This window comes from Microbulbifer maximicatervae (SeqCode) (assembly GCF_052467955.1).
The window spans coordinates 5,098,654-5,120,738 of record NZ_CP174329.1; the positions used below are offsets into that span (position 1 = coordinate 5,098,654).

19 protein-coding genes are annotated in these 22,085 nt (G+C 50.3%); 7 read left to right on the plus strand and 12 right to left on the minus strand.

Going from position 1 to position 22,085, the window contains the following annotated elements; all coding sequences use genetic code 11:
• Positions 1-23: 23 nt before the first annotated feature.
• A complete protein-coding gene (locus tag ACJJI5_RS22045; protein ID WP_445355187.1) occupies positions 24-1,268 on the minus strand; it encodes a DUF945 family protein in 1,245 nt (414 codons plus the stop codon).
• Between the two features lie 682 nt (positions 1,269-1,950).
• On the opposite strand from ACJJI5_RS22045, the gene ACJJI5_RS22050 reads away from it, so the two are divergent.
• From ACJJI5_RS22050 to ACJJI5_RS22060, 3 genes are all read left to right on the plus strand, one after another.
• Positions 1,951-2,337 (plus strand): hypothetical protein, encoded by a 387-nt coding sequence (locus ACJJI5_RS22050; protein WP_282934530.1) that lies wholly within the window; start codon positions 1,951-1,953, stop codon positions 2,335-2,337.
• Between the two features lie 134 nt (positions 2,338-2,471).
• Positions 2,472-3,410 carry an NADP-dependent oxidoreductase gene (locus ACJJI5_RS22055; protein ID WP_444918872.1) on the plus strand — a complete coding sequence of 313 codons (939 nt, stop codon included), beginning with the start codon at positions 2,472-2,474 and terminating at the stop codon, positions 3,408-3,410.
• 47 nt (positions 3,411-3,457) lie between these two features.
• Entirely contained in the window at positions 3,458-4,057 is a 600-nt protein-coding gene (locus ACJJI5_RS22060; RefSeq protein WP_445355188.1) for a DUF1287 domain-containing protein, read from the plus strand.
• A gap of 27 nt (positions 4,058-4,084) precedes the next feature.
• Here ACJJI5_RS22060 and ACJJI5_RS22065 read toward each other — a convergent pair whose 3' ends face one another.
• From ACJJI5_RS22065 to ACJJI5_RS22080, 4 genes are all read right to left on the minus strand, one after another.
• Positions 4,085-4,939, minus strand: a complete 855-nt coding sequence (locus ACJJI5_RS22065) for an AraC family transcriptional regulator (RefSeq protein WP_445355189.1) — start codon at positions 4,937-4,939, stop codon at positions 4,085-4,087.
• Positions 4,940-5,019: 80 nt separating this feature from the next.
• Positions 5,020-5,322, minus strand: a complete 303-nt coding sequence (locus ACJJI5_RS22070) for a DUF1330 domain-containing protein (RefSeq protein ID WP_444940163.1) — start codon at positions 5,320-5,322, stop codon at positions 5,020-5,022.
• Positions 5,323-5,380: 58 nt separating this feature from the next.
• On the minus strand, positions 5,381-5,536 hold the full coding sequence (locus ACJJI5_RS22075) for a hypothetical protein (RefSeq protein WP_445355190.1): 156 nt from the start codon (positions 5,534-5,536) through the stop codon (positions 5,381-5,383).
• Positions 5,497-5,811, minus strand: a complete 315-nt coding sequence (locus ACJJI5_RS22080; RefSeq protein WP_445355191.1) for a hypothetical protein — start codon at positions 5,809-5,811, stop codon at positions 5,497-5,499. The genes ACJJI5_RS22075 and ACJJI5_RS22080 overlap by 40 nt, the downstream gene beginning before the upstream one ends.
• Positions 5,812-6,020: 209 nt before the next feature.
• On the opposite strand from ACJJI5_RS22080, the gene ACJJI5_RS22085 reads away from it, so the two are divergent.
• The 3 genes from ACJJI5_RS22085 to ACJJI5_RS22095 all read left to right on the plus strand — a co-directional run bounded on the left by ACJJI5_RS22085 (position 6,021) and on the right by ACJJI5_RS22095 (position 11,707).
• Entirely contained in the window at positions 6,021-6,935 is a 915-nt protein-coding gene (locus ACJJI5_RS22085) for an SDR family NAD(P)-dependent oxidoreductase (RefSeq protein WP_445355192.1), read from the plus strand.
• Between the two features lie 117 nt (positions 6,936-7,052).
• Positions 7,053-8,960, plus strand: a complete 1,908-nt coding sequence (locus tag ACJJI5_RS22090) for a multicopper oxidase family protein (RefSeq protein WP_445355193.1) — start codon at positions 7,053-7,055, stop codon at positions 8,958-8,960.
• Positions 8,961-9,556: 596 nt separating this feature from the next.
• Positions 9,557-11,707 carry a hypothetical protein gene (locus ACJJI5_RS22095; protein WP_445355194.1) on the plus strand — a complete coding sequence of 717 codons (2,151 nt, stop codon included), beginning with the start codon at positions 9,557-9,559 and terminating at the stop codon, positions 11,705-11,707.
• Between the two features lie 281 nt (positions 11,708-11,988).
• On the opposite strand, the gene ACJJI5_RS22100 is transcribed toward ACJJI5_RS22095, so the two are convergent.
• The 7 genes from ACJJI5_RS22100 to ACJJI5_RS22130 form a co-directional block, all read right to left on the minus strand.
• Positions 11,989-12,888, minus strand: coding sequence for a hydroxymethylglutaryl-CoA lyase (locus tag ACJJI5_RS22100; protein ID WP_445355195.1), 900 nt, complete (start codon positions 12,886-12,888; stop codon positions 11,989-11,991).
• A complete protein-coding gene (locus tag ACJJI5_RS22105) occupies positions 12,888-14,888 on the minus strand; it encodes an acetyl/propionyl/methylcrotonyl-CoA carboxylase subunit alpha (protein ID WP_445355196.1) in 2,001 nt (666 codons plus the stop codon). Before ACJJI5_RS22105 ends, ACJJI5_RS22100 begins: the two co-directional genes overlap by 1 nt.
• A gap of 5 nt (positions 14,889-14,893) precedes the next feature.
• On the minus strand, positions 14,894-15,691 hold the full coding sequence (locus tag ACJJI5_RS22110) for an enoyl-CoA hydratase/isomerase family protein (RefSeq protein WP_282934596.1): 798 nt from the start codon (positions 15,689-15,691) through the stop codon (positions 14,894-14,896).
• 72 nt (positions 15,692-15,763) lie between these two features.
• Complete coding sequence (locus tag ACJJI5_RS22115; RefSeq protein WP_444918863.1) at positions 15,764-17,371, minus strand: carboxyl transferase domain-containing protein; 1,608 nt, start codon at positions 17,369-17,371, stop codon at positions 15,764-15,766.
• A 118-nt stretch (positions 17,372-17,489) separates the two neighbouring features.
• Entirely contained in the window at positions 17,490-18,659 is a 1,170-nt protein-coding gene (locus tag ACJJI5_RS22120; protein WP_445355197.1) for an isovaleryl-CoA dehydrogenase, read from the minus strand.
• A 110-nt stretch (positions 18,660-18,769) separates the two neighbouring features.
• Complete coding sequence (locus tag ACJJI5_RS22125; RefSeq protein ID WP_445355198.1) at positions 18,770-19,186, minus strand: MerR family transcriptional regulator; 417 nt, start codon at positions 19,184-19,186, stop codon at positions 18,770-18,772.
• A 98-nt stretch (positions 19,187-19,284) separates the two neighbouring features.
• Positions 19,285-20,397 carry a hypothetical protein gene (locus ACJJI5_RS22130; RefSeq protein ID WP_444895379.1) on the minus strand — a complete coding sequence of 371 codons (1,113 nt, stop codon included), beginning with the start codon at positions 20,395-20,397 and terminating at the stop codon, positions 19,285-19,287.
• A 310-nt stretch (positions 20,398-20,707) separates the two neighbouring features.
• Between ACJJI5_RS22130 and serB the strand changes: the two genes are divergently transcribed.
• A complete protein-coding gene (gene serB, locus ACJJI5_RS22135; protein WP_445355199.1) occupies positions 20,708-21,817 on the plus strand; it encodes a phosphoserine phosphatase SerB in 1,110 nt (369 codons plus the stop codon).
• The last annotated feature ends 268 nt before the right edge of the window (positions 21,818-22,085 follow it).

Genomic DNA, 22,085 nt, shown 5'->3' on the forward strand with positions numbered 1-22,085 from the left:
CACAACAGCAGGCCCCCAAGCAATCAGAATCTGCCGGTAAGTGCCATCACGAACAGGTCTGCCGGCAACTGCTCTCCATTCACCTCCAACTGGCCGCGGTTGACCTTGAGATACATTTGCAGCTCACCCTTGTCTTCGATCAGCAGGCCATAATCTCGCAGAAGCATTGCCTGACCTACCAGGGGGGACTGCAAGAGCGCCTGCTCTGCAGCGCTAACGGTCATACTACCTACCAGCGGTTTGAGCCACTGATCGATCTCACTGGCACCTCGGCGAGAGGATTTGCGCATACCCCGCCAATCGATATCAGCATCTACTAACACCGGGCCATTGCGAGATTGAATCGCCAGCTGTTGCTCCAGGCGCAGCGGGCGACTCATTTCATGGGCCCAATTCCGCTCAGGGGCCGGCAACAATACACGCAGGTAGTGTCCCAGATCCGCAGTCTTAATTCTCGGCAAGGTCATCTGCTGGCGCACAGAGGTAATCGGTGTTGCTGAGTCCACGGTGGGGAGCTTCAGGTCACTGATAATTTTCAGGGTCTGGGCAGCCAACTCTTCCAAGGTCAGGTCCAGGGTAACATCGCGCAATTGAACCGGTCCGGAATCTGATTCTGCCCTCAGCAACGACAAGCGCAGCTCCGCATTACCGCCCTCGCCAGGCATATATTCAAACTCGCCTTCAAGGGGCTCGGTAAACAGTACTTCGATACCTTCGCGAATATGGCGCAAGCTTCCCAGCTCCACGACACCGTTCAGCACAGCACCGGTGTAATCCGTAGATACGGCAATCTCCCCACCGTCAAACTCCAGCTCCCCGAGTGGGCCAGTATTTTTGAAAGGGTCTAAGCGGAGGGTATTCAGCACCCGGTTGTCGGCGGTAACCAGGGTTTCCAGAACTACCGGACTCGCCTGTAAAGCGCCATAAATGGACTCCAATTGAGCGCGCAATTCAGTCTGTAGTTGATCCAGCTCCAGCCGGGTCTCGGTATAAACCACACCCAGGCGCGGCCCCTTGGAGGTAAGCAACACCGGCCCATGATGGATCTCGGTATTGAGCTGGGTAGTGCCATCCGGCAATGCCACTTCAGTATTGGTTTCAGCACCAAACCATCCGCGTTCGTAACCCGTGGAATTCCCCCCCTGCAAGCGGCCCAATTGCTGCTTCCAAATTTCCTCTACTTTGGGGCCGATAAAACCCGGCGCAGCCAGGGCAGATATCACCATTAGGGCAAGCACAATAAATAGAAGTGAACGCAGTAGTTTCATAAAAAATCATCTAGCGAAGGGGTTTGCGCCGATGGTATCAGATTATGAGGCTATTAGTGCGACAAGAGCCTCGTTACTTGGTACGAGTGCTGAACATTCATCAACCACGGCATAAGGACCTACGACCCATTTCTAAAGAGCAGAATCTCGGCTTGTAAATTAGTAAATCTATATTTCAAAAGCTCTGATCAAGCCTAAGAAGAGGGGGTTGTAAGCGGCCATAAATTGAAATTGACCATTATCGCTAGAGATCAGCTCACAAGTCTCTTGATCTCCTGTGGCACGCCTGAGTAATTTTATGGCTCGATGACAGTTTTAAACAACAATGTAATTTTTTAAACCACTCTTTAACTTTCCCTAAATCAGAGCAATTTAAAATGGTAGGTAACAATCTATTTTTCTTGTATTTCAATCTAACCCAGATTCTTATCTCCACGATTTAGCTTTCTTACAAATACCTCCGCAAAATAAAGGTCCTGATTACTATAAGAAAACCGCTATCTAGGAAATTTTTTTGTTTTCTACCTATTCATGTAAAAAATAATTATTGAATTCATAACCGTTATCTCGATCGGATCTTAAAAGATACCTTTACAACAACCGAAACTTCCATTACCGCACGTTGGGACACTCCCCCAGTTTGAGTAGACTTGTGGCCAAACTAGGAGAAGGAGAAGACGTTATGCGATATCTTGTTTCAATGGTGCTCTTGTGTTCTCTCGCAGGTTTCAGTTATGCAGATGACCGCATGACGCGCCTCCCATCCAACGCTGAACCCGTGCAAATTCTCGGCAAGACTTATTATCAAAGTGGTAATACTTTCTATGCCTTTAATGAGCAGGGCCGTTATTTCTACAGAGTACAGCCCCCCACCTCTATTCGTAGTTATGAGAATCCCCGGGATATGTATATCCGCGGCTCACAACCTCGCCCCCAAACTTGGGGTCTGACTAGAGACCAGGTAGAAGGCTGTATGAATGCCGCTGCAGATATGGCAAATGCTAACCCTGCGGTAGGTGGTAAGATTTATATTCGCGAATATAACCGCTGTATCAGTAACTTGCGCTAGCCATTGTGGCTATATTTACTGCTACAAGGGGCCTTCGGGCCCCTTTTTTCAATCGTTATTTTTTATAGTTACTAAACTAGCAAGTCTTTCAACACACTAAAGCTATCAATCCTCTAATTTTAGAGCTGTGAAATATGCAAGCCGCTATTATCAGGTCTTATGGCAGCCCCATCGAAATTGCACAGATGCCTAAACCTTCACCGGATAAAAATAGTATTTTAGTAAAGGTACAATCGGCCAGTATCAACCCCCTCGATAACTGGGCAATATCGGGGGCTTTACAAAACGTAATGCCTGTAAAAATGCCGCATATTGTCGGGTACGATGTTACTGGGAAAGTAGTAAAAATTGGCAGCGCTGTCAGAAATTTTAAAATTGGCGATCTGATATTTGCACGCCCCGATACAAATCAAGCGGGTACGATTGCCGAATACACTTCAATCAAAGCAATGGACGCAGCTATCCGCCCCTGCAATCTTTCCAACAATGAGTGTGCCGCTTTCCCTCTCGTGGGTTTAACAGCCTGGCAATCTCTCATTGAAGTGGGAAAATTACAGAAAGGGCAAAGAGTTCTTATCCACGCTGGCTCCGGCGGAGTCGGAACTATCGCTATACAAATAGCGAAATATATTGGCGCCTTCGTAGCCACAACCACCAGTGATGCCAACTTTACATTAGTCAAACGACTCGGTGCCGACACTGTTATCAATTATAAAACCGAAAAATTTGAGGAATTACTCGAGGATTATGACCTTGTACTCGACTCTTTAGGCGGAGAAGTATTAGAAAGGTCTGCCAAAGTTCTTAACAAACATGGTCTATTAGTATCAGTCTCCGTCAAAACTAAAGGGTCAGATACCTTAATTGAAAAGATGAGGCAGCGTCTCCAACTAGTCTATTCATGGCCAAGTGGCACTACTCTCGCAGAACTTGCTTCATTACTTGAGAAAGGATTTTTGAAACCGGTTATTGATAGAGTCTACCCCATACATGAAACTCAAGCCGCACTCGACTACCTAAATAAAGGAAGAGCCAAAGGTAAAATAGTTATTGATGTGTTGCAGGGTAAATAAACGATAGTATAGGATTTCAACCTAGACTCAAAAAAACTGGAGCCCTAGTGAAACGGATATTTCTATTTTTGGGTACCCTGATTTCTGCCGCCAGTTATGCACAAAATATAACTTTGGCCGAAGCTGCTCTGGAGCGAACCTATCATAAGGTACGCTACGATCCAGCTTATGTGTCTATTCCCTATCCAAATGGAGATGTGCCGGCTGATACCGGTGTTTGTACCGACGTAGTGATTCGATCATATAGGAAGCTGGGGATCGATTTGCAAAAAGAAGTTCACGAGGATATATCGGGTCATTTTCAAGCCTACCCATCTAAACGCATTTGGGGACTTTCCAGGCCAGATAAAAATATTGATCACCGGCGAGTACCCAATCTACAGGCTTTTTTTACTCGCAAAGGACAATCACTCTCAATAAGTGACAAGGCAGCGGATTATCTACCAGGGGACATCGTTACCTGGATGCTGCCCGGTAATTTACCACATATCGGTATTGTGACTGCGAAACGCTCTCTAAAGACCAACCGGTACTTGGTCGCACACAATATCGGGGCTGGACCCGTGCTGGAAGACATGCTGTTTTCCTTTAAAATTACCGGGCATTACCGATACAACGCCGGCCAGGCAACCGAAAAGATTGAGTAGCGAAAAAACTACGCTAGTGCCAAGCGATTACGGCCTTTCTTTGACCGGGATATGGAGAAACATTTCCGCTGTCGGGCTGGTAACCTGGTATCTGGGTGGGTACAGCTCAAAGTCTGGCCTCTCAATATAGTCGTAATTGGACTTTGGCAACCAGCTTCCCCAAATATACTTCAATGTCTGTTCCAGGGTGGTAATAGATCCACGGTGAACAAATTTTGCATATAGCTGCTCCGGTAGTTCCCGCGCCACCATACCCTCGGGTACCTGAGTCAAGTCGGCAACCGGCGCACAGCAGACATACTTAAACTGAATTTCATCACCCGCTTCCTCATAACATTCATAGATACCAAAAGATTCATCGCTGATACGATTGAGGATTTTATCCCTGTAGGGCCGAAATGCAGACCAGAGCTTTGGCAAGCTGAGATTTTCATGGTCGTATTCCTGCGCTACCCCCACCAATTGCATCGCTGGCCGCGAAATAATTTGTGGCTCCATGGACAACTCATTTTGCAAGAAGTGCAGCATATGAGGGCTAAATTGATCCTTATACAACAACCGAAAAGGATCCTGCTGCTTTCGATACTGTGCCGGGGTTACGTTAAATAAAGCTTTAAACGCGCGAGTAAACGCTTCTTGGGAGTCAAATTGGCACTCCATGGCAAGCTCAAGAATACCAATATCTTCACTCAACAACCTCTTTGCGGCGACGCTCAATCGGCGCTTACGCAAATACTCTTTCGGTGAGTCCCCCACTAATGCCTTAAAAATACGGCTGAAGTGGTAGGTGGAGTAATGAGAGGCAGCAGCAATTTCGTGAACAGAAATTTTGTCATATAGATGCTGCTCTACGAAGTTAATACTTTTAAAAAATCGCTGCATGAGAGGCTCCTTTACTGCCAGTCTACGTTGGGACGGTGAAATTTTCGAACAATACCTTCCCGGTTTAGTATGCCTTTAAATTAAATTCGCTCACTAGTGATAAAAAAGCGTAAATGGGCAAATGCTTTGTCCCTCAAAGGAATAATCGCCTGGTAGGCTGGATCATTAAAGAATGCATAGATCGCCTCCCGATCCGGAAAAGATACCACAACAAAAGCCCTTGGTGACCGCCCCCCGTCCAGGGCCTCTTCCACATCATAAGAAGCAATAGGCACCCCCCCATACTGTTGCATTAATTGCGGTGCCAGACCACTATACTGCTGAAGAGCCTGCAATTCCTGTAAGTTTGGTGAAGACTCTATATGTAAAAATACTGGTAACAAAGTAATAACCTCTTAAGTGTAAATAAATTTTAGTTGCTTAACTAAGAGCTTCTAATGACTAACTTTGAGAGGCTACTCGCCTATGCCAAAAAACCAGAAGTGGAACTATCGCAAGCTCAATAATCGTAGGGGGTAAGACCTGATCATCCACCAATCCAAATTCCAGAATATTGCTTAAGCGGCCCAGACCGCCAATAAAGAGGGATAAAGCCACGAAGTAAAACAATGCTTTTGTTTTTCGATATTGCTCAGGAAATACAGTAGAACCAATCCCTGGGCAAAGAAAACACCAAAGGCAAATCGATATTGATTATCCCCAAATCCTCTCAAGGGGCTATCCGGGCCAAAAATTATAGCACCACCACTCAGGGCAGCACTGCCATTCAGCCCTCCAAATGCACTGATACCACCGGGTACAAAACAGATCACCGCTAGCGCTACCACTAACAATTGGAAAATTTTTCTTTCTATAGAACTCGCCTGATTCATAGTGTCACCTTAGTTTGCCGTATTTGGAGTGATGACCTAATCATATTGGCCAGTAAGGCCCTATTTTTGATATTTCTTGCGGTCTTGGTATCCCACTAAGACAGCAAGAAATGTCAAAAGACGAGGCGCTTAACCGCTTATCTTTCTCTCCAACAGCCGGGTATATCCATATCCGGGCACCAGTTCCCAATATCCACAGAGACAGAAAGATGATTAAGAGTGTTTTGATTACCGGAGCGAATGCAGGCTTAGGCAGGGAATGCGCCAAGCAACTGGCGGAATACCAGCAGATTAACAAGATCTATCTCGGCTGCCGCAATCTGCACAAAGCCAAGGAAGCCCAAGCCGATCTGGTGTCGGTAACAGGCAGGAATATCTTCGAAGTATTGCTGATCGATGTCGCGGATCAACAATCTGTGAAAGAGGCAGTTAAGAACCTGGACTCCCCAGTTGATGCGCTGGTTATGAATGCTGGCGGTACCGGGGGGAAAGAGTTTTACAACAAGACCCCCGAAGGAGTCACACAAATTTTCGCCGTCAACCTGCTTGGGCATGCTTTACTGACTAACGAGTTACTGAAAGCCAATAAATTAACCCAGACTGCTATCTATGCCGGCTCCGAGGCCGCTCGCGGTGTAAAAGAGATGGGTATGAAGCGACCAGAGCTGAAAAGCGCCTCTGTGGAGGAATTTATGCAGATCTGCGAAGGAGAGCTCTATGCCAGTACCAAAGACGCTACGGTACCCTATGGTCCGATAAAGTATATGGGCGCCCTATGGATGTCTTCCATGGCACGGGAATTCCCCCATATCCGCTTCGTAACCATGAGCCCCGGGGCTACTGTAGGCACAGAGGGCTTCAATACACTGTCGTTATTCAAGCAATATATGATGAAGGGCATGATGCGGATTATGCTGCTACTTGGCAAAGTCCACAAAGTAGAAATAGGCGCCAAGCGCTATATCGATGCCCTACTGGATACAAGATCCTTCCGCACAGGTGTTTTTTACGGCAGTGAACACGGATTGACTGGACCTCTTGGTGAACAGCGAAAGCTTTTCCCGGACCTGGACAACCCTACCTATCAGGACAATGCCAAAACGGCGCTCAATCGCTTTATCTAATGAAAGTTCGCATCAGGGAAGGGCCCTGTACACCCTTCCCTGCCCCCAAGTTAACGCCACCGATACCGCTTGTTTACCTATACTTGACTGTTAAATACTTACTGCTAAAAACAGCCAATGTTTCGGGTAATCTTTTCCCTGCTGTTGTTAATTCCCCTTGCCCTGACTGCTGCTGAAGATGTAGCTAAAGCAACTCCCCTGCGGCTGCTGGATCCAGCAACTGTGGATAAGTTCGTCAATGAACTGCCAATACCCGCAGAAATCCGCCCTCAGGGCTCAGCCTCGATTAAACTACCCGCCCGCCCCACTGAAGTTTGGATGGGGCTACGGGATAAGGAAGGCAATCGTTTAATGACAAAAGCCTGGGGTTTTGAATATGCAGGTCGCATCCACTCTCCTGGCCCTACTATTCGCGCCCGAGAAGGCCAACCGGTATTTGTACACTGGGCCAATGAGCTACCGGGTCCGCATCTATTTCCTGTGGATCGATCCATTCACCTCGCCGACGTAAAAGATCCAAAAGCTGTACCTATGGTTATCCACCTTCACGGCGGGCATACAGAGTGGAAAAGTGACGGCAACCCCCTCGCTTGGTACACCCGCAATTATCGTGAGACGGGACCATTATTTGAGAAAAAGGTTTACGAATACGACAACTCCCAGGATGCCGCCACTATCTGGTATCACGACCACACCCTGGGCATGACGCGCCTTAATGTTTACGCAGGTCTATTCGGTTTTTACCTGGTTGGCGATGACAATGAAGACCGTCTGATACAGGAGAAACTGCTCCCTGCAGAAGAGCGCACTTTTGTAGCCGCTATTACAGACAGCTTGTTTAGCTCCGATGGGCAGCTGTATTTTCCTGGCTGGAGGGACCAGCCTCCATCACCGGTTTCCCATGAGGTGGTTAAAGCCAATTGGCCCAATCCGTCCCATCTCGACGAATTTTTTGGCAATATTATTCTGGTAAACGGCATGACCTGGCCCAAAGTCAGTGTCACTCCACACGTCTATCGATTTCGGTTACTCAACGCATCCGATACCCGCACACTGATACTCAGGATCGACGAAAATACACCCTTTGTACAAGTCGGCGGTGACGGCGGATTTCTCGATTACCCTGTAAAATTGAACGAGTTGATATTGGCACCCGCAGAGCGAGCAGATGTTTTAGTAGATTTCAGCGGTTATGAAGGGCGTGAACAAACACTGCGAAACTTTGGACCGGATGTCCCTTTTAAAGGCTTTGTAGAGGCCAATGATCCAAAGAGTTCAATTCCACTTGTCTATAACCCGGATGGTAAACGCGTATTAAGCGATGGGCGCGGCGGCATCACACCAGCTACCGATCCAAATACTACAGGCCAGATCCTACAATTTCATATTGCTTCAACACCGATCCCCCCCCCTTCTAATAAACAGAAATCAGAGATTAAAAATACCATTGGAGATTTAAAACTCACCCTAAATACTCCCTTGCGCACCCCACTTAATAGGCTTAACCAAGCCAGTCGTACACGACAACTTGCCACCTACCGATTGGACGATCCCTACGGCCGCAATCTGCTCATGTTAGGTCCAGTAAAGGAGGGCTCCCTATTTTTTGAAGACCCTACTACAGAAATAATCCAACACAACGCCGTTGAGATCTGGGAGATATACAACCCTACAGTATCGGCTCATCCAATCCATATTCATCTGGTGGAATTCCAGGTACTGGATCGCCAGCCTTTTAAAGGAAAACTTATTGCCAAGCAGCAGAAATTTATGCATACAGATAAGATATTTCAGGGTGCACGCCTGGAAATAGAATCTCTACAGGGAAAACCCCTTCCACCACAACCAGAAGAAAGCGGCCCCAAAGATACGGTCATCGCCCTTCCTGGCCAAGTAACACGGGTAATAGCCCGCTTCGACCGCGAAGGCCTTTATGTATGGCACTGCCATCTACTCTCCCATGAGGATTACGATATGATGAGGCCGTTTAGGGTGTTGGCACCAAAACATTCTGCCAACGATTAATCTTCTTCACGAACGAAGGACACTATCTCGAAATATAAACTACGTAACAGAGGAGCTCCTTGCCATGCTAATTGGGTTCTTCTAAAGACTTAATCTTTATTAGAAGAACATCTAGAGAAGGTTGCTCGGATATTGATCATAGACAAAATCTGGATAGCTTAAGGCTCTACTGCATAAGCAATACAGCGATATATCTATACCAAGTTTGAACCGGCCACAAATTTCACGTTAATAGATTACAACAACCTAAATGTGAAGAGATAGTAAAGCTAGCCACAGCAAAGCCCAACACCGGGGCATACCTTTGTACATGCAGGCGATACGGAAAATCGAATAACCTGATGATCACTTTTATTTACCTAATCGGCAAAATTTAATAACCGTGGGGGTTTCATAATTTTGCGACTACAACGAAAATACCGTCACATAAAGTATGCTAGTAACAACCACAGATAAGCCATCCTGTCACCTTTGGCCAAAAATGACCTGCCTGTTGTTTAATAGCCTTGAGGAAGGGTTCTTTTGAAAAAGAAAAAATCATACCTGGCAGATTTTGTAAAGTTTAGTATTTTTGATTTGTACATGAGGGAAGTTAAATGAAAGGTTGCAAGAAACCTTCAAGGAGCATATTTAGCAGCAGAATTTTCTGCATTGCATTAGCACTATCCGCATGTAGCGGCGGCGGGGGATCTGGAAGTAACGACACAACAAATCAAACCACTACGGAATATAACATAACCACGAGCCTTGGCGATGGAGGGGACATTGAGCCGAAGTCTGTAAAAGTGGGGCCAGGCCGCAATGCTCAATTCAATATTACATTAGATGAAGGATATGTAATCGAGTCTGCAGCTGGCTGTGGTGGGAACTTGGTTGGAACAACTTATACCACAAGTGTTATCGCCGACGATTGTGAGATCTCTGTTATTTTTAAACAAGAGTTTTTTAGGGTGACGACCGTCGCAGGGCCTGGAGGAAAGTTTCAATCTGATTCTCTGATCGGTAAAGGATCTATATCACTACACCTAATCCCAGACTCTGGATATGTAGTTGACCAAGTTAGCGGCTGCTCCGGTACACTAGATGGCAATATTTATAAGACAGGTCAATTAATAAAAAATTGTGAAGTCTCAGCCACATTTAAACGAGGAACAACTTTAGATGTATCTGTTGAGCCAACGAAATCATTATATTTCACTTGGGTCGATACTCCTGGCGCCTCTCACTATAAATTACATGAAAATGTAGATGGACAAACAGGGTTTGTTCAAGTTGGCGAAGATATTACTCAGGGAACACAAAACTACAAGCATATTGTTCCTCTCTTCGCACGTGTTAACGCCTCATATTTCTTAGAAATTTGTTTTGGGCAGGTTTGTGAAAGTAGTAATACCGTATACGTAAGAGACTTATTAGCTAATGGTATTGGAGAAATATATCCAGAGAATTATGACCCTGTAGATGGCTACCTTTGTGACATGCAAATAAGCTCAGATCACTCAACCTTGGCAATTAGCCCATGCACCGAGAGTAGTTCTGCTGCAGGTATCAACAGTGATAGTAGTGATGAATCTTTTTCGCAAGCCGGAGCCGTGTATATCTTTTCTCTTAAAGACGGAGAATGGTTACAAGAAGCATATATAAAGCCAACTCACCCAGGTAATTATGATCACTTTGGTTACTCCATCGACCTTAGTGCAAATGGTTCTAGGTTAGTTGTTGGAGCTCCTGGTGAAAATAGCTTATCAACAGGCATCAATGGCGACAGCAGTGACGATTCAGGTTCAAGCGTAGGAGCAGTATATATATTCGAGAGGGAGCATTCAATCTGGTCACAGGTCGCATATCTTAAGCCCGATATAGCACCACCAAGTAATGAAAGAAGGTATTTTGGTAGATCAGTTTCAATCAATGATACTGGAACCCGAATTGCCGTCGGCTCTCCTTTTTCTGAAGGGCATGAGAGTGCAACAGGTAATGTTTATATTTTTGAACTAGTGAGCAAAGCTTGGGTGCAGTCTACTAAGATTTGGGCTAAAAAGAGTGACTCGCTGGATCAATTTGGTGAAAGCTTAGAGTTTGACTCATCTGGTAACATCCTGCTGATTGGTGCAATAGGAGAAGACAGCGCATCTGGTGGGGTAAACGGTGATGAGAGCAACAATTCAGAAAATAGCTCAGGAGCTGCGTATATCTTTAAATACGACGGAATAGAATGGTTGCAAAGAGCATATTTAAAACCAACTAGAGCCCGTGAATATGAGCATTTTGGAGAATACCTAACTATAAGTGGCAACGGGAAGTATATCGCCATTGGCTCTAAGGAAGAGAGCAGCCGGTATCAAAGCGCCGGAGCAACATATGTATACCATTTTGATGGAGAGACGGCTTCACAAGCTGGGCTTTTACGAGCATCCAATCCCGATGAATATGATAAATTTGGAAGCAGTGTAAGCCTGAATTACGATGGTTCAAAATTGCTTGTGAGTGCTCCCGGCGAGGATAGCTATAGCAGTGCATTTTCAGGGAATCAAAATCACAATTACTATAAACTTGATGCTGGTGCACTCTATCTCTTTTCGCGGGAGGGCAATAGTTTTACTCAATCATCTTATATAAAATCTAAAAATGTCGATGAGTTTAAGATTATAAACTCCATTATTAGCCAACATAATGAGTCGATATTTACAGATGCATATAAACTAAACCAGGAAGATAGAGGGCGGCCTCTGATCTTAGTCTATTGATTTCCCACTAGTGGCAAAAAGCTCATGAAGAGTATAGAAACGATAAACTTTAATTATCAATGATAGAACTTGATACTTATTATGTAACTGGCGTCCAGTATTTCAGCCGGTTATCCTCAGTGTTCTGTCATTACTTAATCTCTTGCCAGAAAAGAAGTACTAGATGCTATCTTCAACTGGCAGTTCTTTTCTAAGTGATTGATTAAGGTAATTCAAAACTAAATGCAGGAATTCACATCAGGACCATATATAGTCCTGATGTGAATAAATCAAAACCGCACTCAGCAGGGCACCAAAGCCTTAGCCACACGGGAGTTAGTCTCCCGCCCCAGCTGTTCAGAAATAAAGTTCCCAGCCTCTGCCAGCAACTGTAAATCCACGCCGGTTTCAATACCCATGCCATTGAGCATATAAAGTACATCCTCACTGGCAACATTACCGGAAGCGCCACGGGCATAGGGGCAGCCGCCCAGGCCGGCTACGGCGGAATCTACTACTGCGACACCCATTTGTAAGGCCGCGTAGATATTGGCCAGTGCCTGGCCGTAGGTATCGTGGAAATGCACCGCAAGTTTTTCCACAGGCACGCGGGTCATTACCTGCTCCAGCATACGCTTGGCGGATTCCGGGGTGCCGACACCGATGGTGTCGCCGAGGGAAATTTCGTAGCAACCCATTTCCAATAGAGCGGCACTAACTTCTGCCACTTTGGCCGGATCAATATCGCCTTCATAGGGGCAACCAAGTACGCAGGATACGTATCCGCGCACGGGTATACCGTCTTGCTTCGCTTTTTCCACCAGTGGACGGAAGCGCTCAAGACTCTCAGCAATACTGCAATTAATATTTTTCTGGGTGAAGGCTTCTGAGGCCGCGCCGAATACGGCGACCTCATCCGCTTTGGCTTCCACTGCGCGCTCATAGCCTTTTAAGTTTGGCGTGAGCGCGCTGTAGATAACTCTGTCTTTGCGCTGGATACCCGCCAGCACTTCCTCGCTGGCGGCCATTTGCGGTACCCACTTGGGGCTGACAAAACTGCCGGCTTCAATAACCGACAGCCCACTGGCGCTGAGCTTGTCCACCAGAGCGATTCGGGTCTCCACAGAGATAGGCTGCTTTTCATTTTGCAGCCCATCGCGGGGGCCCACTTCAACGATTTTGACCTGTTTGGGCAAAGTCATTATTGCTCCTCCCCGGCAAAATCCACCAGCAGACTACCGCCATCCACTAATTCACCTTCAGCACAGAAGAACTGCTGCACGGTGCCGGCGGCTGGAGCCCGCAGGGTGTGTTCCATTTTCATGGCTTCCATTACCAGTAGCGGCTGGTCTTTTTCCACCGTAGAGCCGGGCTCAACCAGCAGCGAAATTATGGTGCCGTTCATGGGGGCATCGAGGCCGTGGGCCTGGTCATTGCTCTCACCGATATCCGGTGACAACAGCTTGAATTCCACCTGGGTGCCATCGATAAATACAGCACCGCCATCGCGGGTATCCACGGCGGAGAAACTCATGCGGCGGCCATCCACCAACATCAAGTCACGTCCCGGGAGCAGGCGAATCTCACCGCTGTTTTGTTCCTCAGGCAAGCCATCGCAAGTCCAGCGCAGGCTATCGCCCTCCGCAACAAAGCGAATTTGAGCGTGCTGGCCACGGTAGTCCACCGTCTGGGTGCGACTGCCAGCCAGAGCATTGCGCCAGTTATCACCATTGTGCCAAGGAGAGAAAGGATCCCGCTGAGGTGCGCTATTGCGCAGATCGCGCTCTTCACGCTGCTGCAAATAACCGGCAATAGCAGCACATTTCAGCGGCGTCAGTGTCTGCTCCTGGTGCAGTACTTCCGCCTCGTAGTCCTCGATAAAGTGCGTCGAAATACAACCACTGGCAAATGCCTGGTGATTGATCACTCGGCGCAGGAATTCGATATTGTGGCGCACACCGGCAATTTGATAATCACGCAGTGCGCGATCCAATTTGGCCAGGGCTTCTTTGCGGGTGCGGCCGTGGCAGATCAATTTGGCGATCATCGGGTCGTAATGCACGCTGATTTCATCGCCGGTCTGCACACCGGTATCCACCCGCACACCCTCGCCTTCCGCCGGGGGCTGGTGGCGCACCAACACGCCCGTTGCCGGCAGGAAATCATTGTCCGGGTCTTCGGCATAGATGCGCACTTCCATGGCGTGGCCGTTGATCTGCAGCTCATCCTGGCTCATGGGCAGGGTATCGCCAGCGGCAACTGACAGCTGCCAGGCCACCAGGTCCTGGTCGGTGATCATTTCCGTCACCGGGTGCTCCACCTGCAGGCGGGTATTCATTTCCATAAAGTAGAAGGCACCGCTGGCATCCAGCAGGAACTCCACCGTCCCGGCACCCACGTAACCAATCGCGTGGGCCGCGCGCAGGGCCGCTTCACCCATGCGGGCGCGCAGCTCCGGAGTCATGCCCGGTGCGGGGGCCTCTTCCACTACTTTTTGGTGGCGGCGCTGCACCGAGCAATCCCGTTCAAACAGGTAGACGCCATTGCCCTGCTGATCACAGAACACCTGGATTTCCACATGGCGGGGACTCACCACATAGCGCTCTAGCAACATAATGTCGTCGCCAAAGGCATTCATGGCCTCACGCTTGGCAGCGGCCAGAGCTTCGTGGAATTCATCGGCACTGTCGACACGGCGCATGCCCTTACCACCGCCGCCGGCAGCAGCTTTCAGCAATACTGGGTAACCGATGCGATTGGCATGGCCTTCCAACAGCTCTTCATTTTGATTGGTGCCATGGTAACCGGGCACCAGGGGCACATTGGCCTCTTCCATAATACGCTTGGCGGCGGACTTGGAGCCCATCGCCTCAATCGCGCCGGTGGGTGGGCCGACAAAAATAATGCCGTTGCTATCGCAGGCGCGGCAAAACTCCGCGTTTTCCGACAGGAAGCCATAACCCGGATGGATGGCATCGGCACCAGTCTGCTTGGCAGCACCCAATACTCTGTCGATATCCAGATACGAATCCCTGGCCGGGGCCGGACCCAGGTGCACCGCTTCGTCCGCCATCTGCACATGCAGAGCGTCGGCATCCGCATCGGAATAAACGGCGACAGTGGCCACCCCCAGGCGGCGCGCGGTCTTGATAATGCGACAGGCAATTTCGCCGCGATTAGCTATTAACAGTTTGCGAATCATAAAAATTACCCTTCGCTACCATTCATCCAACTGGGTGCACGCTTTTCCAAAAACGCACTCAACCCTTCCTGTCCTTCCGGCGACACACGCACGGCAGCGATCAGCGCGCTGGTCTGGCCCTGCAATTCATCGTTGATAACCCGGTTGGACATGGACATAGCCAGTTGCTTGGCCATGGCGACGGCCTTGGGGCCATTGTCGGCAATGGCATTCACTAATTTCTGCACATGCAGGTCCAGATCAGCCTCGGCACAGACTTCGGATACCAAACCGATCTGTTCCGCGCGTTCAGCGGGGAAACGTTCCGCTGTGACAAAGTAACGACGCGCATGGCGAGTGCCGATAGCATTGATGACATAGGGACTGATGGTGGCGGGCAGCAACCCGATTTTGACTTCGGATAAACAGAAGCTGGCGCGCTCAGAGGCCACGGCCATATCGCAGCAGCTCACCAGGCCCACGGCCCCGCCAAAAGCGGCGCCCTGTACTCGCGCAATGGTGGGCGCAGGAAAAGTGTCGAGCTTGTACAGCATGGCAGCGAGCGCAGCTGCATCGCGGCGGTTTTCCTCTTCTGAATAAGTCGCCATGCGCTTCATCCAGTTGAGGTCGGCTCCGGCAGAAAAGCTCTTGCCATTGGAGGCTAGTACCAACACACGTACAGCGGGGTTTTGCGCCAGGGTGTCAAAGGTGGTGGCCAGCTCGTGGATCAGTTCATCATCAAAAGCGTTGTGGATTTCCGGCCGGTTCAGGGTGACCGTGGCCACGCCCTCGCTATCCACTTCGCACAGCAATTTATCGCTCATTGTAATTCCTCGATTGGGGCGTCTATCAAAAGCGGCACCGGAACATTTCGCTGGCGCCGCAACCACGGTTCCTTACATGCGGAACACGCCGAACTTGGTCTCTTCCGGTTCCTTGTGGCTGGCCGCCGCCAGGCACAGACCGAGCACGCGGCGGGTATCCGCCGGATCGATAACGCCGTCATCCCACAAGCGCGCGGAGGCGTAGTATGGGTGCCCCTGGTGTTCGTAGTTATCCACAATCGGCTGCTTAAACTGGCGCTCTTCCTCTTCGCTCCAGGATTCACCCCGGGCGGCCATCTGGTCGCGCTTCACCTGGGCCAATACGCCAGCAGCTTGTTCACCCCCCATAACCGAAATGCGCGCATTGGGCCACATAAACAGGAAGTTGGGATCGTAGGCGCGGCCACACATACCGTAGTTACCGGCGCCGAAAGAGCCGCCGATAAGGATGGTAATTTTGGGCACCTTGGCGGTAGCGACAGCGGTCACCATCTTGGCGCCGTGTTTGGCGATACCGCCCGCCTCGTACTGTTTGCCCACCATGAAACCAGTGATATTTTGCAGGAAAACCAATGGAATCTTGCGCTGTGCACACAACTCAATAAAGTGCGCGCCCTTCTGCGCACTCTCCGCAAACAGAATGCCGTTATTGGCAACAATTCCCACCGGATAGCCCTGGATACGGGCAAAACCGGTTACCAGGGTGGTGCCGTACAACGCTTTAAATTCATCGAACTCAGATCCGTCCACAACCCGCGCGATAATCTCGCGCACGTCAAACGGCTGGCGCGAATCTTTGGGCACCACGCCGTAAATGTCTTCCGGTGGATAAATCGGCTCCACAGGCTTTTGGATATCCAGGCCAGGATTTTTGATACGGTTCAGGCGAGCTACAGAGCGGCGCGCTAACTGCAGGGCGTGTACATCATTATTGGCGTAGTGATCGGAAACCCCGGAAGTGCGACAGTGCACCTCGGCACCGCCAAGTTCCTCAGCGGAAACTTCTTCACCGGTGGCCGCTTTCACCAGGGGCGGGCCCGCCAGGAAGATGGTGGCCTGCTCTTTCACCATAATGGATTCGTCTGCCATAGCCGGCACATAGGCTCCACCGGCGGTGCAGCTACCCATAACCACCGCAATCTGCGGAATATTCTGTGCAGAGAGATTGGCTTGGTTAAAGAAGATGCGACCGAAGTGCTCACGGTCTGGGAAAACGTCGTCCTGGCGCGGCAAATTAGCACCACCGGAATCCACCAGGTAAATGCACGGCAGATTGTTCTGCTCGGCGATGGTCTGCGCGCGCAGGTGTTTTTTTACTGTGAGGGGATAATAGGTTCCACCTTTTACAGTGGCATCGTTAGCTACTATCACACAGGGCTGACCGGAGACGGTGCCGATGCCGGTAATAATACCCGCAGCCGGAACATCCTCACCGTAAACCTCGTGAGCGGCCAGCTGGGAAAATTCCATAAAAGGGCTACCCGGATCGAGCAGCGCATCGATACGGTCCCGTGGCAATAATTTTCCTCGCGCCAGGTGTTTTTCCCTTGCGCGCTCGCCGCCGCCCTGGGCGATGGCTTCCACTTTCTCGCGCAGGTCTGCCACCAGCGCCTGCATCTGCTCGCGGTTTTCGCCAAAGGCGGTATCGCGCGTGTTTATTTTGCTCTGCAACTGATTCATAAAGTCCGATTCACTTTCCCGGAGAAAAGACCTCCACAGGGCGCAGCTTATTGCCGCAGTGCCCGGCTGGAGACAGCTGCCGCCGGCAGGCGCCGGCGGCGAGAAGAAATGCCCAGCCTTAGCGGGTCTCTTTAAACAGCTCGCGACCAATCAGCATACGGCGCACTTCAGAAGTGCCCGCGCCAATTTCGTAGAGCTTGGCATCGCGCAGCAGACGACCAGTGGCGTACTCGTTGATGTAGCCATTGCCGCCCAGTGTCTGGATAGCCTGCAGGGCCATCTGTGTTGCGCGCTCCGCAGTAAACAGGATTACAGCGGCGGCGTCCTTGCGCGAGTCCTCACCGCGATCACAAGCCCGGGCCACAGCGTACAGGTAAGAGCGGCTGGCATTCAGGTCAGCGTACATATCGGCGATCTTGCCCTGCATCAGCTGGAACTCACCGATGGCCTTGCCGAACTGCTTGCGCTCGTGAATATAGGGAACCACCACATCCAGGCAGGCCTGCATAATTCCGACAGGGCCTCCAGAGAGAATCGTGCGCTCGTAGTCAAGACCGCTCATCAATACGCGTACACCGCCGTTCAATTCACCGAGGGTATTTTCTTCCGGCACTTCACAGTCTTCGAACACCAGCTCACAGGTGTTGGAACCGCGCATGCCCAGCTTGTCGAGCTTTTGCGCCTGGGAGAAGCCGGCAAAGCCGCGCTCAACGATAAATGCAGTGATACCACCGGAGCTGATGCCCGGCTCAGTGCGGGCGTAGATCACGTAGGTATCGGCATCGGGACCGTTGGTGATCCACATTTTATTGCCGTTCAAAATAAAGCGATCACCGCGCTTCTCGGCGCGCAGTTGCAGACTTACCACGTCGGAACCGGAGTTGGGTTCACTCATGGCCAAGGCGCCTACATGTTCACCGGAACACAGCTTGGGCAGGTACTTGAGCTTCTGCTCGCGGGTACCATTTTTACGGATCTGGTTTACGCACAGGTTGGAGTGGGCACCGTAGGACAAGCCCACAGAAGCAGAGGCGCGGGAAATCTCTTCCATGGCCACAGCGTGTGCCAGGTAACCCATATTGGAACCGCCGAACTCCTCTTCCACGGTCATGCCCAGCAGACCCAGCTCGCCAAACTTTTTCCACATGTCCGCTGGAAACAGGTTGTCTTCATCGATCTGCGCCGCGCGCGGGGCCAGCTCCGCCTGGCAGAACTTGTAAACCATGTCACGGAGCATATCGATGTCTTCACCGAGACCGAAATTCAGGGTTGGGTAGGAGGTGTTCATAACGGCTCCACTGATATTTAAAAATGTCTTTAATTCAAATAACCGCCTTGGCGGCTGTTCAATACCACATGAGGCAACTGCGCCACTCTTGGCACAGTGCCGAAATCTGTTTAGGAAACGCTGCTGCCATCGCTTTGCGCCAGGGACTCACGGGCCCTGGATTCAGCTTCATCCAGCTCTTCCATGAGGCTTTCGATATCCCGCAGTTGCTGTTGTAACTGCAGTCGCTTTTGCGCGATGCGCTCCAATAGACGGTGCAACTGCTCTACATTGCCGTGGGCCGGGTCGTACATATCGATAATTTCGCGGCTCTCATCCAGGGAGAATCCCAGCCGCTTTCCGCGCAGGATCAGCTTTAGGCGCACACGCTCTTCGGGACTATAGACGCGAGTCTGGCCGCGACGCTCCGGATTGAGCAGGCCCTTGTCCTCATAGAAGCGGATGGCGCGAGTAGTGATATCGAACTCCCGCGCCAGCTCGGAAATGCTGTAACTATGGGGCTCAATTTGGCTTGCTTCTGCTTTCATAACGACTTCCTCAAGATGCCATCAAGCCTAACAAGAGTTTACGTTAACGTAAACGTAAAGCACGCGCCAAAAAAGAACCCTAAGGCACTTCCGGTCACTTAGCCTACGGGGGTCCTGTGGGGAGTAGACTCAGCGCCGAGCAGCTGTTGTAGCTGATTATTGAGAAGTTTTTGATAGGAAGGGGTTAGGCCGGTCACCTCCAATGCCCAACCGGCACCGTGATGCTCAATTCGCCCCACCAGGGAACTGTCCTCAAGAAGTTCCGGGTGCAAAAACAAGCCACGGGACTGGTTGAGTAGCTGATCGGCACAGAAATCCGGACTCTGTGGCTGGGATGGGACTACCGCCAGAGCCAGTTTCAAACCGGTCGCACGGCTAACGCTCTGCATCTCCCGCAGCAATAAACCACAGCAGACTGCGCGGAAGGCCGCATCAGTTCCAGAGAAATCCAGGCCGATCTGTGGCCCGGCGCAACTCAGGGGGGTGGCACCGTATATGCGCTGCAGCAAACGCATACGTCCATCTAGCTCCCGCTGCAAACCCTCCAGGGCGCTGCGACTTAACTGGTTGCCCAACTGCGCCCAGTTGAGGGGGCGAAGATAAAGCCCAACGCTGGGCTCGGTAACTTCAGCTACAGCTTGAGCAGACTCAGTAACTTGTGCGGGCAATTTGCGCTCCCGAGACAAGCTACCGGTAAGCAGGGCCGCAGCTGCACTAAATGGCAGGGCAAAAACGAGGGTCAGCAACAAGCTGGCCCAAGGGAAGGTAACGGAATTACCGGGCTCAAACGCTACGGTAATATTGCCGGCAATACTATCGTGCAGGACCACTGGCTCGGTGATCGTCTCCCCCTCTTTCAGGTCCCCCACTTCGGCCAGGGAATTCGATTCCACATCCTCAATTAAAATGCCGGAAACCATTGGAAGCTCCAGCAGTTGGCGAGCGATCAGCTGTAAGCTGATACGATCCCCGGCCACAATACTCTCCAGGCTCTGCCCCGCGAGAATAGTCGCTGCCGCCTTCGCGGTAACTCTGTCCCGCTCTATCTGGCCGGTGCGCTGCTGACCATAAAAATGTCCCAGTGCCGCCGCACAGAATATTGCCAGTGTTAGCCAGATAACCAGTGCCAATAAACGCTGGCGGGCGCGTTTGGACAACTGTGCTAATTGAGCCGGTATTTTGCGAAGAATAGATACAATGGAAACTGACATAAACGGCGGCAGACATCTTGCGTATTGTTTTTTTACTATTGCCCCAGCTGTTTTGGAGCAGCGAGCATTTTAACGGTAGGCACCAAAATTGTGCATACCCAATTAATTCCTGAGCGATTGGTAAAGCAGACGGTGAAATAGTTCAATTCAACTCGCACAATTCGAAAAGGAATTTTACTCCCCATTCGAACTGAGCCCATTAAAAACCCTGCTGACCGGCAATCAATGAAATTAAAGCCCGGCAATTTTAGCGAAGAATCTCATAAGAGCTATAATGCGCCGGACATTTAATTCAATCGGGACAGAGCTTATGGGTGATCAAATAAATTCACAGGAATTCCACCTCTCCCTGAAACAGATTTCCCAGGCTCCAGGAAGTGGCACCCTGCGCTACCTGAGCTATCGAGATCAAGTCGCCAAGCTCGGCCTGGAGTATTCCGGTGTAGCCCCTTTTCCCGGTGAGGCTACGGACTTTACCCCGCCCCCCGAAGAACCGAGTGCACTTGAAGCCATTTGGTGTATCACCCTGCTGAGCCCCTCTGCCTCCCTATCCCAACTCCAATACCTTCTGCGATTTTTTGATGAACAACAGTGGAGCCTATTCGCCGCTGATACTTTGGCACAAAGACGCGATCGCACCGTTATCCGCTTCCAAATTGATGGCGACCTCGATTTTGACAGCGCGCGCCTGGCCTGCCTTGGAGTGGCCGATGAGTTGGGAGTAGACCTAACAATCCAGGCTTCTGTTACCCAGAGAGTGCCAAAGCTGGCGGGCTTTGATATGGATTCAACCCTGATTGATGCTGAAGTCATTGACGAGCTGGCAAAAATTACTGGTATCGGTGATCAGGTTGCCGCCATCACCCAATCTGCCATGGCAGGGGACATAGATTTCTGCGAGAGCTTTAAGCGGCGTATGGCCCTGCTAAAAGGTTTTTCCGAGCAGCGTTTGGCAGAAATTGCCCGGGAATTGCCGTTAAAAGAAGGGGCCTATGAGTTACTGGCAGCCTTGCACGCACTGGGCTGCAAAACGGCACTGCTTTCCGGCGGCTTTACCTACTTCGCGAAATTCCTGCAGCGAGAGCGCCTGCCCCTGGATTATATCCATGCCAATGAACTGACATTTGCCGAAGGGGCCCTCACCGGAGAAGTAGTGGAACCCATTATTGATGGCGATCGCAAACGCAAGTTACTGCAGGAAATTGCCGGAAGCTTAGATTTGGCACTGGAAAGTGTGGTCGCTATGGGTGACGGCGCCAACGATATTCCCATGTTGAATTTAGGGGAAATGGGTATCGCCATTCACCCCAAGCCCAAGGTGAGGCTACAGGCCCCCCAGGCCATCAATCTGTTTGGCCTGGACGCCGCCCTCTACTTATTTGGTCTCAATGACCAACAAATTGCCAAGCTCGGGGTATAACCCGGCTTAGCTCTTAAAGCATCGCGTGAGGAAAAGGGAAACTCGGCCGCTTGTTGTGATCCGTGCAAGCACTGGGCCCGGGTTTCTGCCCACAACTGGCAAGAAAAAGCCCCAGGACAACTATTAGTAAAGCCCGTTTATACATAGGTGCCTCCCTTCCTGAGTAAAATCTCTGGGCAGCAGAGTACGCAAAGGCAATCCATTTGAACAGCCGTTTAATGATTTTTATGCCAGAAATCTGGCGTATTAATCACGCTATCGTACCAGT